16 protein-coding genes are annotated in these 13,845 nt (G+C 53.4%); 13 read left to right on the top strand and 3 right to left on the bottom strand.

Translation table 11 applies throughout. The features are described from left to right. The first annotated feature begins 31 nt into the window (after positions 1-31). The 5 genes from DXY16_RS13475 to mscL all read left to right on the top strand — a co-directional run bounded on the left by DXY16_RS13475 (position 32) and on the right by mscL (position 4,349). Positions 32-502 carry a hypothetical protein gene (locus DXY16_RS13475; RefSeq protein WP_244281695.1) on the top strand — a complete coding sequence of 157 codons (471 nt, stop codon included), beginning with the start codon at positions 32-34 and terminating at the stop codon, positions 500-502. Continuing rightward, positions 499-1,227: an LPS export ABC transporter ATP-binding protein gene (gene lptB / locus DXY16_RS13470; protein ID WP_115121647.1), complete on the top strand. Its 729-nt coding sequence runs from the start codon at positions 499-501 to the stop codon at positions 1,225-1,227. Before DXY16_RS13475 ends, lptB begins: the two co-directional genes overlap by 4 nt. A gap of 50 nt (positions 1,228-1,277) precedes the next feature. Then, positions 1,278-2,393 carry an LptF/LptG family permease gene (locus tag DXY16_RS13465; protein WP_371410923.1) on the top strand — a complete coding sequence of 372 codons (1,116 nt, stop codon included), beginning with the start codon at positions 1,278-1,280 and terminating at the stop codon, positions 2,391-2,393. 42 nt (positions 2,394-2,435) lie between these two features. Further along, a complete protein-coding gene (gene ccsB / locus DXY16_RS13460) occupies positions 2,436-3,359 on the top strand; it encodes a c-type cytochrome biogenesis protein CcsB (protein WP_115015381.1) in 924 nt (307 codons plus the stop codon). 594 nt (positions 3,360-3,953) lie between these two features. Beyond that, positions 3,954-4,349, top strand: coding sequence for a large conductance mechanosensitive channel protein MscL (gene mscL, locus DXY16_RS13450; protein WP_115121644.1), 396 nt, complete (start codon positions 3,954-3,956; stop codon positions 4,347-4,349). Between the two features lie 49 nt (positions 4,350-4,398). Here mscL and DXY16_RS13445 read toward each other — a convergent pair whose 3' ends face one another. Next, positions 4,399-5,253 (bottom strand): hypothetical protein, encoded by an 855-nt coding sequence (locus DXY16_RS13445; protein ID WP_115121643.1) that lies wholly within the window; start codon positions 5,251-5,253, stop codon positions 4,399-4,401. 38 nt (positions 5,254-5,291) lie between these two features. Here DXY16_RS13445 and DXY16_RS13440 point away from each other — a divergent pair, with 38 nt between their 5' ends. The 4 genes from DXY16_RS13440 (at position 5,292) to DXY16_RS13425 (ending at position 7,506) form a co-directional block, all read left to right on the top strand. After that, positions 5,292-6,020, top strand: coding sequence for a DUF475 domain-containing protein (locus DXY16_RS13440; RefSeq protein WP_115121642.1), 729 nt, complete (start codon positions 5,292-5,294; stop codon positions 6,018-6,020). Positions 6,021-6,022: 2 nt separating this feature from the next. Then, the gene (locus tag DXY16_RS13435; protein WP_115121641.1) at positions 6,023-6,364 is read left to right on the top strand and encodes a DUF6464 family protein; all 342 of its coding nucleotides are present in this window, start codon (positions 6,023-6,025) and stop codon (positions 6,362-6,364) included. After that, positions 6,364-6,873: a hypothetical protein gene (locus DXY16_RS13430; RefSeq protein ID WP_115121640.1), complete on the top strand. Its 510-nt coding sequence runs from the start codon at positions 6,364-6,366 to the stop codon at positions 6,871-6,873. Before DXY16_RS13435 ends, DXY16_RS13430 begins: the two co-directional genes overlap by 1 nt. Positions 6,874-7,281: 408 nt before the next feature. Next, positions 7,282-7,506, top strand: coding sequence for a hypothetical protein (locus tag DXY16_RS13425; protein ID WP_115121787.1), 225 nt, complete (start codon positions 7,282-7,284; stop codon positions 7,504-7,506). A gap of 146 nt (positions 7,507-7,652) precedes the next feature. Here DXY16_RS13425 and DXY16_RS13420 read toward each other — a convergent pair whose 3' ends face one another. Continuing rightward, the gene (locus tag DXY16_RS13420; RefSeq protein ID WP_137007105.1) at positions 7,653-8,135 is read right to left on the bottom strand and encodes a hypothetical protein; all 483 of its coding nucleotides are present in this window, start codon (positions 8,133-8,135) and stop codon (positions 7,653-7,655) included. A gap of 301 nt (positions 8,136-8,436) precedes the next feature. Here DXY16_RS13420 and DXY16_RS13415 point away from each other — a divergent pair, with 301 nt between their 5' ends. From DXY16_RS13415 to DXY16_RS15335, 4 genes are all read left to right on the top strand, one after another. Next, complete coding sequence (locus tag DXY16_RS13415; RefSeq protein WP_115121638.1) at positions 8,437-8,868, top strand: hypothetical protein; 432 nt, start codon at positions 8,437-8,439, stop codon at positions 8,866-8,868. A 1,451-nt stretch (positions 8,869-10,319) separates the two neighbouring features. After that, positions 10,320-10,538 (top strand): hypothetical protein, encoded by a 219-nt coding sequence (locus DXY16_RS13405; protein WP_115121636.1) that lies wholly within the window; start codon positions 10,320-10,322, stop codon positions 10,536-10,538. Between the two features lie 63 nt (positions 10,539-10,601). After that, positions 10,602-11,951: a DEAD/DEAH box helicase gene (locus DXY16_RS13400; protein WP_115121635.1), complete on the top strand. Its 1,350-nt coding sequence runs from the start codon at positions 10,602-10,604 to the stop codon at positions 11,949-11,951. 14 nt (positions 11,952-11,965) lie between these two features. Then, positions 11,966-12,817, top strand: a complete 852-nt coding sequence (locus DXY16_RS15335; RefSeq protein WP_115121634.1) for a J domain-containing protein — start codon at positions 11,966-11,968, stop codon at positions 12,815-12,817. Here DXY16_RS15335 and fmt read toward each other — a convergent pair. Next, a complete protein-coding gene (gene fmt, locus DXY16_RS13390; RefSeq protein WP_115121633.1) occupies positions 12,806-13,840 on the bottom strand; it encodes a methionyl-tRNA formyltransferase in 1,035 nt (344 codons plus the stop codon). The two genes, DXY16_RS15335 and fmt, sit on opposite strands and share 12 nt — an antisense overlap. Positions 13,841-13,845 lie beyond the last annotated feature (5 nt).

The following is a 13,845-nucleotide window of genomic DNA, read 5'->3' as shown; positions in this document are numbered from 1 at the left end:
GAAGTTGCTTGCCTCAGTGCCCCCAAGGGAAGTGTTTCGTCCACTTGGAATGGGCATGGCGGCCCTGCTGATCACCTTGATGCCTTTGCATGGTGCCCATGCTGAGCAGCTCTCCCAAACGCCAGATCGTTCTGGTGAGACCACTGCATCGGCCTCCACGGGTGCGGCACCTGGTGGCCTGATCACAATCGAGTCCGACAGCCAGAGTGCCGACAACCTCACTGGTGTGGTCACAGCCGCTGGCAATGTTCGAATCGTTTATCCCTCCAGGGGAATGGTGGCCACCGCCAGACAAGCCCAGTATTTCAGTCGTGAAGGCAGGCTTGTGCTGAGTGGAGATGTTGATGTCACGCAGGACGGAGGCAATGCTTTGAGAGCAGAGCGGGTGGTTTACCTGCTGGAGGAGGAACGAGCTGAAGCAGAGCCCACTCCTGGTCAGCAGGTGTTCACGCAGATGGTGATCCGCTCGGACAGCACCCTTCAGACTCCTCTGACGCCATGAGCCTCACCCTTGAGCGCGTGGCCCTGACCCTTGGTGGGCGTCCTCTTGTCAGTGATGTGTCGATGACGCTCGCTCCTGGCGAGGTCATTGGGTTGCTTGGTCCGAATGGTGCGGGAAAAACAACCACCTTCAATCTTGTGATCGGTCTGTTGAGACCTGATCAGGGTCAGATCCTGATGGACGGCCATCCGGTGGCAGGGCTTTCGATGCCTGAACGAGCCAGGCTTGGCATTGGTTATCTCCCTCAGGAGCCAAGTGTGTTTCGCACTCTGTCTGTACGGGAGAATCTCCAACTTGTTTTGGCTCAAAGCGGTCTTTCGACTGCCCAGAGCCGCGATCGATTACATCAGTTGATCGATGAGTTTCATCTCAATCCCTTCCTTGAGCGAAAGGGCTATCAGCTTTCCGGAGGTGAGCGCCGACGCACTGAAGTGGCCCGGGCCTTGGCCGTTGGCCTGGAAGGACCCCGATATCTGCTTCTGGATGAACCCTTTGCTGGAGTGGATCCTCTGGCAGTGGCAGATCTACAAGCCCTGATTCACTCGCTTCGGGAGCGCGGCATGGGGATTTTGATCACGGATCACAATGTGCGTGAAACCCTTGCGATTACAGATCGGGCTTACATCCTCACGGATGGATCAATTCTGGCGGCGGGCCGTTCCGAAGAGGTGGCTCACGATCCCCTCGTGCGTCGTCACTATCTCGGGGAAGGCTTCCAGTTGTGATTGATTCTTTCCAACAGAGGCTGTCTCGAGCCATACGCCGCATCCCTCTCATGGATCGGTGGCTGATTTCCGAATTGATCGGTCCGCTCCTGTTTGCCATTGCGGCCTTCACCGTCGTCTCCCTCTCGGTGGGAGTGATGCTTGATCTCGTGCGCAAGATCGTCGAGTCGGGTCTGCCAGTCTTGATCGCTATTCAAGTGTTGTTGCTGCGCTTGCCCAGCTTTCTGGTCATTTCTTTCCCGATGGCCACTTTGATGGCCACGTTGTTGGCTTACAGCAGGTTGTCGGCCAACAGTGAATTGACGGCTCTGCGCAGTGTTGGTGTCACCGCTCAACGGATGGTGGCACCGGCTTTGGCATTGGCGCTAGCGATGAGCACCCTCACCTTCGTGTTCAACGATGTGATCGTGCCTCGTTCCAATCGTTCGGCTGAGATCACTCTTCAGCGCGCTCTTGGCAAGGCAATCTCTACTGAAAAAGGAGAAGATATTGTCTATTCGAGATTTGGTCGGCTGGCTGGCGGGGATGACGCTGACCGTTCCCGCGGCCTTGCTCAGCTGTTTTATGCCCGTGAATTCCGAAAGGGACGAATGCAGGGTGTAACGGTGCTTGATTTTTCACGCGTTGGCTATACCCAAATGCTTGTGGCTGATGAAGCCAAATGGAATGACCGTGAAGGCAAATGGGAATTTCTTGATGGTCAGAGCGTCACCCTCACTCCAGAAGGAGGAACGATCGATGCCCAGTTCGATCGTTATCTCTATCCGTTGAGCGCAGCACCTATACGGATCGCAAAGTTACCCAAAGATGCCAACAACATGACGGTGTTAGAGGCCTTTGAAGCAGAACAGTTGCTCCGAGATGCCGGAGATCGAAAACAGGCACGCAAGCTCAGGGTTCGTATTCAGGAAAAATTCACTCTGCCGATGGCTTGTCTTGTCTTTGGGCTGATCGGTAGCAGCCTTGGTGCGAGGCCCAATAACCGCACCAGCCGCAGTCAGGGCTTTGGGATCAGTGTGGTTCTGATCTTGGTCTATTACGTGCTCAGTTTTAGTTTCAGTTCCCTCGGGGTCAAAGGCACCTTGTCTCCCCTTCTCGCTGCGTGGTCGCCTGTTCTGATTTCCTTTGCTGGTGGTTGGTATCTGCTGCGTCAGGCCAGTCGCTGACCCTTCCCTTCAAACTGTCCATCAAGCCATCCCATGTTTCCGATGTCCGTTGTTGGTGACGATCCCGTCCTGCTATTGGGCCTTTTGGCATTCGCTCTGTTGCTGCTGGCTCTCCCCTGGGGGTTCTGGGCTCTCTCCAGCGGCAAAACGTCCTCCGGTGTACGGGTGTTGATCGCGCTGGCGAATCTGTCGCTCACCTCTCAGTTGGTCCTGCGCTGGTGGCAATCGGGACATTTCCCAATCAGCAACCTCTACGAATCTCTCTGTTTTCTCGCCTGGGCCTGCACCCTCACCCAGCTTCTGGTTGAGCGCAGTTGGCCATCGCCTCTCGTAGCAGCAGCTGCCACTCCCATGGGCCTCGGCTGCGTTGCCTTTGCCAGCTTCGCTTTACCGGATCGACTCCAGGAAGCTTCTCCATTAGTTCCTGCCCTCCGCTCAAGCTGGCTGGTCATGCATGTCAGCGTGATAATGGTCAGTTATGCAGCTTTGCTGGTTGGATCACTGCTGTCGATCGCAGTGCTCTTGATTGATCGTGATAACGCTCTGGAGTTACGCAGTAGTTCGATTGGCAGTGGGGGCTTTCGAAAAGCAGCACTGGCGGGGGCAACAGGCTCTGCTGATCTAGAGCTGGAGTCGGTCGCGTTCAGTCGGAGTGAACAGCTCGACAGCCTGAGCTACCGCACTATCACCGTGGGGTTTCTTTTGCTCACCATTGGCATCATTAGTGGTGCAGTTTGGGCCAACGAAGCCTGGGGAAGTTGGTGGAGCTGGGACCCAAAGGAAACCTGGGCCCTGATCTGCTGGCTTGTGTATGCCGCTTATTTGCATACGCGCCTTAGTCGTGGTTGGCAGGGAAGGAAACCTGCCCTGGTTGCCGCATTTGGCTTGGTTGTGATTGTGGTCTGTTATATCGGCGTGAACCTGCTTGGAATTGGTCTGCACAGCTATGGCTGGTTCTTTGGATGACCGGTCAATACGTTCTTCCTCTGTTTCGACTTTGTTGTTGAACCACTCGTTGAGTTTGAGAAACTCCTCTGTGTTTACATTGCAACTGGTCAATCATCTGTTTTTAGAAGAAGTCCCTAATTGATTTCACGGCACCTTTGAGAGTCTTGTACTGCCTGGAACCAATTCCTTGTCTGTAATAGGAATAGACTGTCTCAAAGGCACGGTTTCGTTCCCAGAGTTGAAAGTAGTCGCCATTGGAGAGGGTGAAATTCCAAATCTCGACCTTGCCAAGCTTGTGATGATGCTTTGTGGTTGTCGGGCGTCCTTCTTCAGCCATGGTATCGATAAACACTTTGGTCTCGTCGATCGAAAGGCAAGTCAGAGTTGTCATTTGTATCCCCGTCCATGCATTCAATGTTCATCAAGGTGGCTTCAAGTGCATGAGCAACGGTCCTGGGCTTGGTGAGAAGGTTCTGAGTCTTCTCACGACTCATGTTGACGTTAATGATTACTTTGTTTTGAAGTGGATGGCAGCGCTTAGTTCAGCATCCAGATCATCTGTTGTCTTGTTGCCACTGCCCAGCTAGAACGATAAAGAATGCTTGTTTCGCTGTGCCTCGAACACCTGCCTTTCTCTCAGCTTTTCAATCCTTCATCAGCAAGGGAAATGTTGTTGATCTTGCGATAGCAGTGATTATGGCCGGCGCGTTTGGCAAGGTTGTTAATTCTGTCGTCACACTGTTGATGACGAATATCTTGGAACCGGCGCTGAAAGATGCCAATGTTGCCTCACTCTCGCAATTGCCGGCAGGAGAGGTTCTTGTCGCTCTGATTAATTTTATTGTGATTGCTTTTGTTTGTTTTGTGATTGTCAAAACAGTAGAGGCGACCAAACGAAAGCGTGAGGCTGTCGAGGCCTCTAAACCAGACCCGCAGGCTCAATTGGCATCTGCGATGACCCGTCTGACTGAGGTTTTAGAGGCTCAGTCTTCATCGCGTAACAGTTAAAACGAATCGGGTCACGTGACTGTCTGCATTCAGGTGTGATTTTGCGATTTCAGCTTGGCAACGCAGCTGTTCGTGCGTCCGTGCCGGTTGCTGATTCAACAAGTTCATTTTCGAGCAGCATATTGAAAGTGAGCAGTTGTTCATCACTCAGTGCTTGACGGCTATTTGCACCAAGTTGGTTTTGAAGGAATGTGCGTGCCTGCTCTCCACTCCATTCCAGCTTTTCCAACATTTGATCCCCTTGTGTGATCAGATCGCCTCTGCGTAGCGGGACCGGTGCCACGTCGACAGGTGTTCCTGGTTCTAAGGCGTTCAACCGTTTCAAATAGGCAATCAGATCGCTGTAGCGCGTCAGTTTGTGGCGGCTGCTGTGTCCGAAGGCGCGTTCCAAATAACTTCGTTCCTGTTCACGGTCCCAGCCGATGCGCTGGATTTCGAGATCCACGGCGGCTAATTCGTCACTCCAGTCGTCTGGATCAGTAGGCGCTTCACTCGGCGCAGCTTCGGCCTGGACGACAGCCATGGTCGGTGTGTCTGTCGCCGTCAAGTGGGCTTGATCGATTGAATCCCCTGCCATCGTCGTCCGTCTGAGGCTGCTCGGTTTCGGTGACGAGGGTCTTAATGGTGGTGTCTGTTCCTTCCTCCCTTCAGGTCGAGGCGCGGGTCGCGTGGGTTGATCTGATCGTTGGATTGGTGGTGTGCTGGTGTCTGAACCAGCAATGACCTCGGATTGCAGTTCCGCTTGGAATCGACTTCGCAGTCTCTCCAGGGCTCGATCCTCTGCTGCCTCTGCGCTGGCTCCTTCCCCCAAAGCGCTGCCTAGGGCCTTCTGTTGTTCGAAGGCAGTCACAAGCACCACGCAGCGTTCGTGATCGATGTGGCAGAGCTGGGCCTGGGTGTTCATTCCGCATCCATGAGCTTCCTATTTCTAGGCTGACCAGCATGGATTCAGCAGCTCTCCCCTCCCTGATCCCGTTGCTTGATGGTGTCGACCGTTGGGGAGAGCTGTTGCCCTTGCTTCCGGTGTTGGTTTCGCTGGAACTGATCCTGTCCGCCGACAATGCCATTGCTTTGGCGGCCATCGCCCGCTCCCAGAAGGATCCAGAGCGTGAACGTCAGGCCCTCAACTTGGGTATCGCCATGGCGTTTGTATTACGCATTGGTCTGATCCTGATGGCGCAATGGGTGCTGGCCTTTCGTCCGATCCAGCTGTTGGCCTCTGCCTATCTGCTTTGGCTCGTCTATCAGCACCTTCATGAGAAATGGCTGGGAGGTGGAATTGAACTGCAAGATCAAGGCGCTGATGATTCTGCGGGTGGATCCTTCCTGCGCACGGTGATGGCTCTTGCCTTCACCGATCTTGCTTTCTCAATCGACAGTGTTGCCGCCGCAGTCGCGATCAGCGATCAGCTCATCCTTGTGGTGACTGGTGCACTCATTGGGGTCATCGCTCTTCGCTTCACATCAGGGCTGTTTGTTCGCTGGCTAGCGATTTTTCCTCGACTTGAAACAGCAGGATTTCTCGCCGTTGCTTTTGTCGGCATCAAGCTTTTGGTCACTCTGATCTGGTTAGGCCTTCGAGTGCCTGAGTGGTTCACCCTTGCAACAGTGATTGTGTTGCTCATCTGGGGGTTTTCTGAAAAGTCTTTCCCCACTGCAGAGGAGACTTAATCATGCTTGTTGAGTTACGGCAGTCAGGCAGCGAGAGATTGATTGATCGGCTTGACCTTGTTGATTCTCCCCATCCTGGACGGTGGTTTGAGCACAATGCTCATAGCTATCTAATCTTGCAGCGTCGACATCGCTACGCCTTGCGTTTGGGCCGCTATCAGCTCGTTTCCGTGGTGTTGCTTGTGAAGCAACAACGGCAACCTGTTGATGCACAGCGTTATCGCCATGGTTGGGTCATCGGAGATCCCAGCTGTCGTTTCAATGCTCTTAGTCCGCTTTTGCGTTGTGCTGTGCTGCCCGATGGCCCTTGTCAGGCTTGCTCGCATCATCAACCACGCAACTGATGACACCACTTCCCTCAATGACCTGGCATTGGTGCCGACTTCTCTCTGGTCATGGAGTGGCGTCTGGTGAAGCCAACATCGATCCCCGTCGCGAAGCTTCACCTTATCCACGGGGCACGATCGCAATGCAAACTCCCTTCTTTGCCAAAGCTGGTCTTGATTTAAAAGGAATGTGGCCTGGCACTCTCAACCTCTCAGTAGAGCCGTTAAAGCTTTCATTAAAGAGCCCGGACTTTCATTTCCCTTTACTCTATTGGACGGATCTTCATCCACCAGAAACGTTTTCATTCTGGTGCATCATGTTGCGCTGTTCTCCTCAATCTTTTTCCTATCCTGCTTTTGTATATTTCCCTCACCCTGAAACGAAGGCCATGCACTGGCAACCATCTGGAGTGGTTGAGGTGTTGGCGCCCTGGATTGATGGTCTTGTGCCTAATGCACCGTTGCAAATCGGTGTAGATCCAGAGCGGATCTCAGTGTTTGCTGATCAAGGGGGGTGTATCAACTGACAGATGACTCTCTGGTCTTTGTTTTGATCACTCCTTTGCGGTCAGTCAGCTGATGGTTTCTGTATGATCGAACCATTACCCACTAACGATTCTTCGATTCAGGTATCTCCGTCAATTCCACGCTGCTCGATTGCTCTTAATCGCAAATCACTGGATTGGTTGTTTTTGGTCTTGGCCATGTCTCTCCAGGCTCGAGGTGTGGCCAGCATCGAGCCCAGTTGATGCGAAGTGCTCCAGCATGATCTTCCTCAAATGAGCGGTTTTAAACCATGCCTGCTATTGGATGGTGCTTTGGTCCGAGCTCAGCCATTCTTCTGCATACTTTCTTATGTGCTGATCTCCCGAGAAGCCCGGTCCATCTTGTCGGGCTATGTTTTGAGCTTCAGCCGCCAAGAGTTGTTCCAAAGCATGGTTGATCGACTTGAAGGTGCCGAGCTGATCAGGCTGAGAGCCGCGTTACTTGAGTTCCTCAAGTTCCGAGTCTTAGCAGCTGAAGAGTCTTTTTTTGAACACTCCTCTGCTGATGAGCGTCGTCGTTGGTTGAAGGCTCTCTTCCCGCGAGCACTTTTGCTCAGCGATAGCGTTCTGGAACAGGTGTGGAAGCAGGCTTATGACCTCTATGGATGTCACTAGAGACAGGGACTAACATCTCAGTGGCATAAAGGTATGTTGTTGGTATAGGTGTTGGTAATGATGCCTTTCAACAAGCTACATACATACTCAGAGGCGGAGCCAGCTACCACCTTCAGAGGTTGTCTCCTAGGTCCGGAGGGTGAAACTCAGCGCTTCAGCTCGAGAACCAGGCGCCTGATCTCAACAGAACCGGAAAGAACGGGCACCGCGGTGACCTGCAGCCGTTGATCTTCAACGACAGGACCGTACCCACAGCTCATTCGAGCCAGTTTCCAGGATTGATTGACACGATTTTGCAGCTGCGTCTTCGATGACATCAACATCATCGACGGGTTGAGCGCATCACACTCCACCTCTGTGGAACTGGACGCATCCTGCGGCTGGATGGAGACCCTGAACGTCACTGAACTGCCTAGCTCATAACTGAGATCAAGACTGTTCCAGAAGCTCAGCTCGCCCCCTGCAGGCACATTCACCGTGGTCAGTTGAGAGTCCAACGCGTCGGACTTGAACTCAAAACGCTTCAGAGCTTCTCCACCCGTGCAGGAACCGAGCAGAATCATTGCCCCCAGAGCTAATGCATCCGACAACGCTCGAATACCCAGTCGCTGCATCACAAAACTAGGCATGTCATCTTCACTCTCGAGGCAGCCACCTAATTCAGGCAATGCGCCTTCATGCTCATTAACGATGTCGGCAACTCCTAACTGGCGGATCTAGAGCAACTGGAGGGACGCTGTCTATAGGTGCTGAGTCTGTCGCCATGACTCACGACAGAACTATCGCCAGCCTCGTCAAGTGCGGGGTTTTTTGATGCGTTGCTGTGGTTCAACCAAGCGGGGGTGGCAAGTGTCTGAAAGAACACAGCAGTCACATCAGACATAACGAAGAAATTAACCTTTGATTCGCCTTTAACTTATACTTATACCAATGAAATCCCTACCGCTCCTTGGAGCTCTACTTCTCTCGGCATCACCTGCCATCACTGATGACTTTGCTTATGTGTCATGTGATACTGCAGTGACTTTCACTTTTGAGCAGTCCAGTACGAATGAGTCAGAGGTGAAAGAGATGACCCATGTCTTTCACTTCAAGATTGATCAAGCAAATAGTCGAATGATGAGCTCAGATAAGGATGCATGGGTGGATATCGATTTTGTCGATGGCTTTGTTGTGCGAAAGTTCGATGGCATTGAAGGTCAAAGTACCAGTCAAGGTCAATTGTCACTGGTGTTCCCTCCTCCGGGAAAGATCAATCTTGATATGCTTTTGCTGTATGAGAGTGGATCAATGAAAATGGTTGCTAAGGGTGTCTGTCAAGATGCAAATGCTTCAGTATTTGAGAATGCTTTGAGTCAATGAGGCTTCTAATTTTCCTTGGCTCTTAGCTTCTTGTTAGTCCTCACCACCGAAGGCTATGCAAAACCCACAAGGGAAAAGCAGTGGCGGGTGTGTTATCGCTATCAACCTGCCGACACAAAATTTTCTGAGTCCTTGCCGTCCTGATCAACACAGAGCAGGTCAAGGTCTGCCTCCTGGCAGAGGAAGAAGGCCTCTAGGAAGCGTAGACGAGTAACTTGATTGGGTTGATGAGCTCATGCCAAAGCTGCAGCCAAGTAACTGCTGTTGTCTGAGCAGATCACGAACTATCAAAGTAAAGGTGACGAATTGATGGAAGAATCAGAAGCCACATTCACGCAGCGAGTCATCGCGTTTGTTGTGTGCTTCACCTTCCTGGCAACTGTCTTATCCATTGGCTTTATACGCTCACATTCATCAAGCCCGCCAGATACGGGTGAGGCAACTGTCAACCGAATTCGCGATAGGTTCAGAAATCTCCGCTAGCTCATGGCAAGCAAGACATACAGTGAAGCCTCAGCTCGTACAGAATCGCCCATAAGTCTCATTAAAAGCCTTCAACGCTGTTGTGAGCACCGCTTCGATCCCGAATGATGGTCGGAATGAAGAACTGAGCCTTGATCAGCTCAACGAACTTGCCGGTGGGAATCCAAAGGGACCAGACACCAAGATCTATGGAGGTCCTGCAGGCACTCAACCCTCCAGCAAACAAGGGCCAACCAACGTGCCTCTCCCAATGGCAATCTAACGGATACCGGTGGATTCCAATTAGAAGGAACCGTCATGTAGGTTTTGGCTGAAATTTCTAATGTGGAATCGATATACAGACCACTTCTCTTGTCTCCCGGTACCCATCCCGATTCAAAAATGAAGGTGGTCGGTATCTCTCCTGACTGTGCGCTAATTCTGCAAGAAGGCTCTGCATGGGCTTGAATCAGCAAGGTTTAACTATGACTATTTCCCTTAGGGTCCCTCGCAGGCGTTGCTGAGAGCCGTTGATGCTGCGAATAGGCGAGCTTCCATTCTTAAGCGGACTGCTAACGCTCTGATCTTGAGAGGATCCCTTTCGCAGAAGTCGATCTCATCAGTTGCTTTATCTACTGGGCGTCAGGCCTAACTCTGACGAGGGCATTATTAAAACGAGAATCAGTCTTAACTGGATGGGTTTGCAGCTGGTAGCCAACTCCGGCGTGAGCTCTTGTACCTGCGCCTGGCTCAATTGTTTCCTGGCTCATCAGTTGTGAGCTAGCTGCGACCAGGGTGGGTATAGCCGTTAGTTTAGGCCTTGTTCAGTCTTCAGTCCCTTGGGTGGAAGCGACTGTCATACCAGCGGTTTCATTAGAGAGATGCATCCCTAGACCATATGCACTCTATGGATGCCACTAAGCCTTATTGGAAACTCCCATTGCTTCGGAGAAAACACTGCTAGAGCTTGATGAGCTGGATCGCATCGGATGAGTCAAGAGCAGCTGCAAGCCCTCATGGACAGGATGGATCAAGAGCCTTGCCTGCAAAAGGATTTCCTTGGATCGGGTCTTGATCCGATTCAGTGGTCAGTTGAGCAGGGATATGTGATCAACCGTGAGGATATTGAGCTGGAGGATTACCGCCGGAAACGCCTTGGCGGACAAAACCCCTTGCCCTGGCGACTGTTCTCGCAGTTCTGCTGGTGATTTTGGTCCTCCCCATTGGGAGAGCCCATTGCCCGGTCCTCCCTAGGTCTTGCTTCTAGGGTGATGAATCATCGCTTGCAGGTCATCACCGCTACTGCCGCCCCTTCGTCAGCGTCCTCATCAAATTTTGATGACCTGGGTCTCAGTGCACCCCTTTTGAAGGCACTGAGCGAGAAGGGTTACAGCACACCATCGCCGATTCAGGAGCAGGCCATTCCGGCTGTGCTCAGCGGCCGTGACTTGATGGCGGCGGCTCAGACAGGCACGGGCAAAACTGCTGGATTCACCCTGCCCATGTTGGAGAGGCTCAGCCACGGAGCCCGTTCTGGACGTTGCCAGATCCGTGCTTTGGTGCTCACCCCTACCCGAGAACTTGCCGCGCAGATTCTTGACAATGTGCGGGTTTACAGCCGCCACTTACGCCTTCGCAGTGATGTGGTGTTTGGTGGGGTCAAGGTCAATCCCCAGATTCAAAGGCTGCAACAGGGAGTGGATTTACTGGTCGCCACTCCTGGACGTTTGCTCGATTTGTATCAGCAGGGCGCCATACGCTTTGAGCGAGTTGAATTTCTTGTGCTTGATGAAGCCGATCGCATGCTTGATATGGGCTTCATTCATGACATTCGACGCATACTCTCAAAGTTACCGGAGCGACGTCAAAACCTATTGTTTTCAGCCACCTTCAATCCATCGATTCGCAAGTTGGCTACAGGGCTGCTCCATGATCCGTTGCAGATTCAAATCACTCCGCCGAATCAAACGGCCCGTACCGTTCAGCAGTTGGTTCATCCCTGTGATATGAAGCGCAAGCCTGAACTGCTCAGTCATCTGATTCGAACCAATAATTGGCAGCAAGTTCTAGTGTTCTCTCGTACAAAACATGGGGCCAATCGCGTTGCTGAGCGCCTGAGCAAGGAAGGGCTTTCAGCCGCTGCGATTCACGGCAATAAGAGTCAGGGGGCACGTACCCGAGCTCTTCAGGGCTTTAAGGATGGATCGGTGCGAGTGCTGGTGGCCACCGATATCGCAGCACGTGGGATCGATATCCAGCAGTTGCCGCACGTGGTCAATCTCGATCTACCCAACGTGGCGGAGGACTATGTCCATCGCATTGGTCGTACAGGGCGAGCCGGCGAATGTGGTCATGCGATTTCTCTCGTCGCGGCGGAGGAATCCCTTCTTCTCAAGGCGATTGAGCGCACAACTCGTGAATCGTTAGAGAAGGTCTTGATCCCTGGTTTTGAGCCCACCGTTCTGGAAGCCCCACCAATCGACCTCAGCGGAGGCCGTGGTCGCCGGCCCTCTCGGTCAGGAAGTGGATCAGGGACGCGCCATGATCGTGGCCGGGCCGATAAACCTCGTTCCAAATCATCCGCGCGCCCAAGACGTACCGGACGGACGTCGCAGCGCTGAGCTGAGCGACCCCTATGGGCTTCGATCCACGACGCAGGTCAGCTGATCCTCGTGCTCGACAAGTCACCAGCAATGTGGATGCTTTGTTGGCTGAGAATGAAGCGCTGAGAGTGCAGTTGCGTCAGCTTCAACACCGCCTAGAGCTTCTTGAACAGAGGTCTGACCCATCTCCACGCCATAACCAACAGTCAAAACAAGCACCCTCTGGGGGACGCGTTCATGTGACCACCGCGCAAGTGGATTCCTGGGGGCAGGCTCTCGCTCAGCAGCCTGGCTGGAGCACACTGCGCGCCCAGGGGCTTGAGACTCTGGTGGACAGCCTGAATCGTCAGAGTTTTCACCCATACCTGACCTTGCAGCAACGTCTTGACCGTTTATTGCCAGGCCTCGGCCAGGACCTTCTCCAGGCCCTCGATGGAGGGATGAACAAGAAACGATGGGCCGTGCTTGCTGCCTTCGCCTTGTATGGGGTCCGCACGCGTGAGTGGCTCGATGAAGACCCTCGTCGCGTTGTCCAAGACTTATGCCAAAAAATGGCGCGTACCACCAGTGGGCGACGAACGCGTACCGATCAGAGGCACTCTGACCGTGCCAGTCATCGTGCAAGTTCTTACCAGGGGGCCAAACAAGCCAACGGCAAGGCCCGACACGCAAGCCGCGACACCAACAACCCAACTGGAGCACCACGTTGGGCTGATCCTCGGCTAGTGGAGTGTTTACAGGTGCTCGGACTGCGTTGGGGAGCATCGCGTGATCAGATCAAACAGGCACACCGTCGCTTAGTCAAAAAGCATCATCCCGATGTGGGCGGATCTGCCTCGGACTTTCATCGGGTCAATGCCGCCTATCAACACCTAGTGGCCTAGTTGGTCTCCCGTTTCTGCCTGAAGTTGTTGCAGTAACTGAGCACCAGAACTTTTCTTCTTTCCCTCTAACTGGGCCTCTCTGATCAGTAGAGGACATCCTTTCGAAGCCACCACCAAGCCATGCTCGGGCACCACTTCCAACACTGTTCCAGGTGCAATCGTCTCAGTCGAAGGGATCCCAGCTTCTAGTCCCCAGCGCTCTGTGAGGGTGGTCGCCGCTGTCGACAGTTGATCACTCAGCCGTCTGATTAACGGTTCTGTCCTAAAGATTTTGAGGCGCTTCCCGTTCCATCGGGTTGAGGCGGCTGGGTACAAGCCCATCACCTTGCGATGAATGGTTAGGGCGGATTGATTCCAGTCGATCTGGAAGTCGTCTTTCTGAAGCATGCGGGCATAACAGCTGCCATCGCCCTGGTGTCTGACGCCCAGCCTTTGCAACCGTTCTGGTTCATGGCCACGTCCGGCGGCCTCGATCAGTGGCATCGATGTCACCATCAACTCGGCGGTGAGCTGGCTGAGGCGCTCACTCAGAACGGAGGCGTTGTCGTGTAGACCAATCGCCACCTTCTCCTCAAGCAGAACAGGTCCAGTATCGAGACCTTCCTCCATCGCCATGATGCCGACACCGGTTTCGCCGTCTCCTTCGAGCAGTGCCCATTGAATCGGACCGGCCCCACGCCATCTGGGTAGGAGAGAGCCGTGGCCATTCCAGCTGCCAAGCGGCGTCATCTCCAGCACATTCTTAGGAAGGATCTGCCCGAAAGCGACGACGACAGAGACATCGGCACCAAGGGATGCCAGTTGGTCGACACAGGCCGCATCCTGTTTGATCTTTTCCGGTGTGTACACGGGCAGATCGAGAGCCAAGGCTGCGTCTTTGACGGCCGAGGGCATCAGTTGTTTGCCGCGTCCGCGCCTGCGGTCGGGCTGGCTAACCACGCCAACGACAGTGTGGCCTGCCTTGATTAGGGCCTGCAGAGTGGGAACCGCGTAGGCAGGTGTGCCCCAGAAGAGGATCTTCACGACAG

Source organism: Synechococcus sp. UW105, from assembly GCF_900473935.1.
GTDB lineage: Bacteria > Cyanobacteriota > Cyanobacteriia > PCC-6307 > Cyanobiaceae > Synechococcus_C.
This window is presented reverse-complemented; position numbering and strand designations above follow the sequence as displayed.

Coding starts and splice junctions, on each gene's coding strand:
- lptB (WP_115121647.1), top strand. CDS start 499: ATGAGCCTCACCCTTGAGCGCGTGGCCCTGACCCTTGGTGGGCGTCCT.
- DXY16_RS13465 (WP_371410923.1), top strand. CDS start 1,278: ATGGATCGGTGGCTGATTTCCGAATTGATCGGTCCGCTCCTGTTTGCC.
- ccsB (WP_115015381.1), top strand. CDS start 2,436: ATGTCCGTTGTTGGTGACGATCCCGTCCTGCTATTGGGCCTTTTGGCA.
- DXY16_RS13445 (WP_115121643.1), bottom strand. CDS start 5,253: ATGAACACCCAGGCCCAGCTCTGCCACATCGATCACGAACGCTGCGTG.
- DXY16_RS13440 (WP_115121642.1), top strand. CDS start 5,292: ATGGATTCAGCAGCTCTCCCCTCCCTGATCCCGTTGCTTGATGGTGTC.
- DXY16_RS13435 (WP_115121641.1), top strand. CDS start 6,023: ATGCTTGTTGAGTTACGGCAGTCAGGCAGCGAGAGATTGATTGATCGG.
- DXY16_RS13430 (WP_115121640.1), top strand. CDS start 6,364: ATGACACCACTTCCCTCAATGACCTGGCATTGGTGCCGACTTCTCTCT.
- DXY16_RS13425 (WP_115121787.1), top strand. CDS start 7,282: ATGGTTGATCGACTTGAAGGTGCCGAGCTGATCAGGCTGAGAGCCGCG.
- DXY16_RS13420 (WP_137007105.1), bottom strand. CDS start 8,135: ATGCCTAGTTTTGTGATGCAGCGACTGGGTATTCGAGCGTTGTCGGAT.
- DXY16_RS13415 (WP_115121638.1), top strand. CDS start 8,437: ATGAAATCCCTACCGCTCCTTGGAGCTCTACTTCTCTCGGCATCACCT.
- DXY16_RS13405 (WP_115121636.1), top strand. CDS start 10,320: ATGAGTCAAGAGCAGCTGCAAGCCCTCATGGACAGGATGGATCAAGAG.
- DXY16_RS13400 (WP_115121635.1), top strand. CDS start 10,602: ATGAATCATCGCTTGCAGGTCATCACCGCTACTGCCGCCCCTTCGTCA.
- DXY16_RS15335 (WP_115121634.1), top strand. CDS start 11,966: ATGGGCTTCGATCCACGACGCAGGTCAGCTGATCCTCGTGCTCGACAA.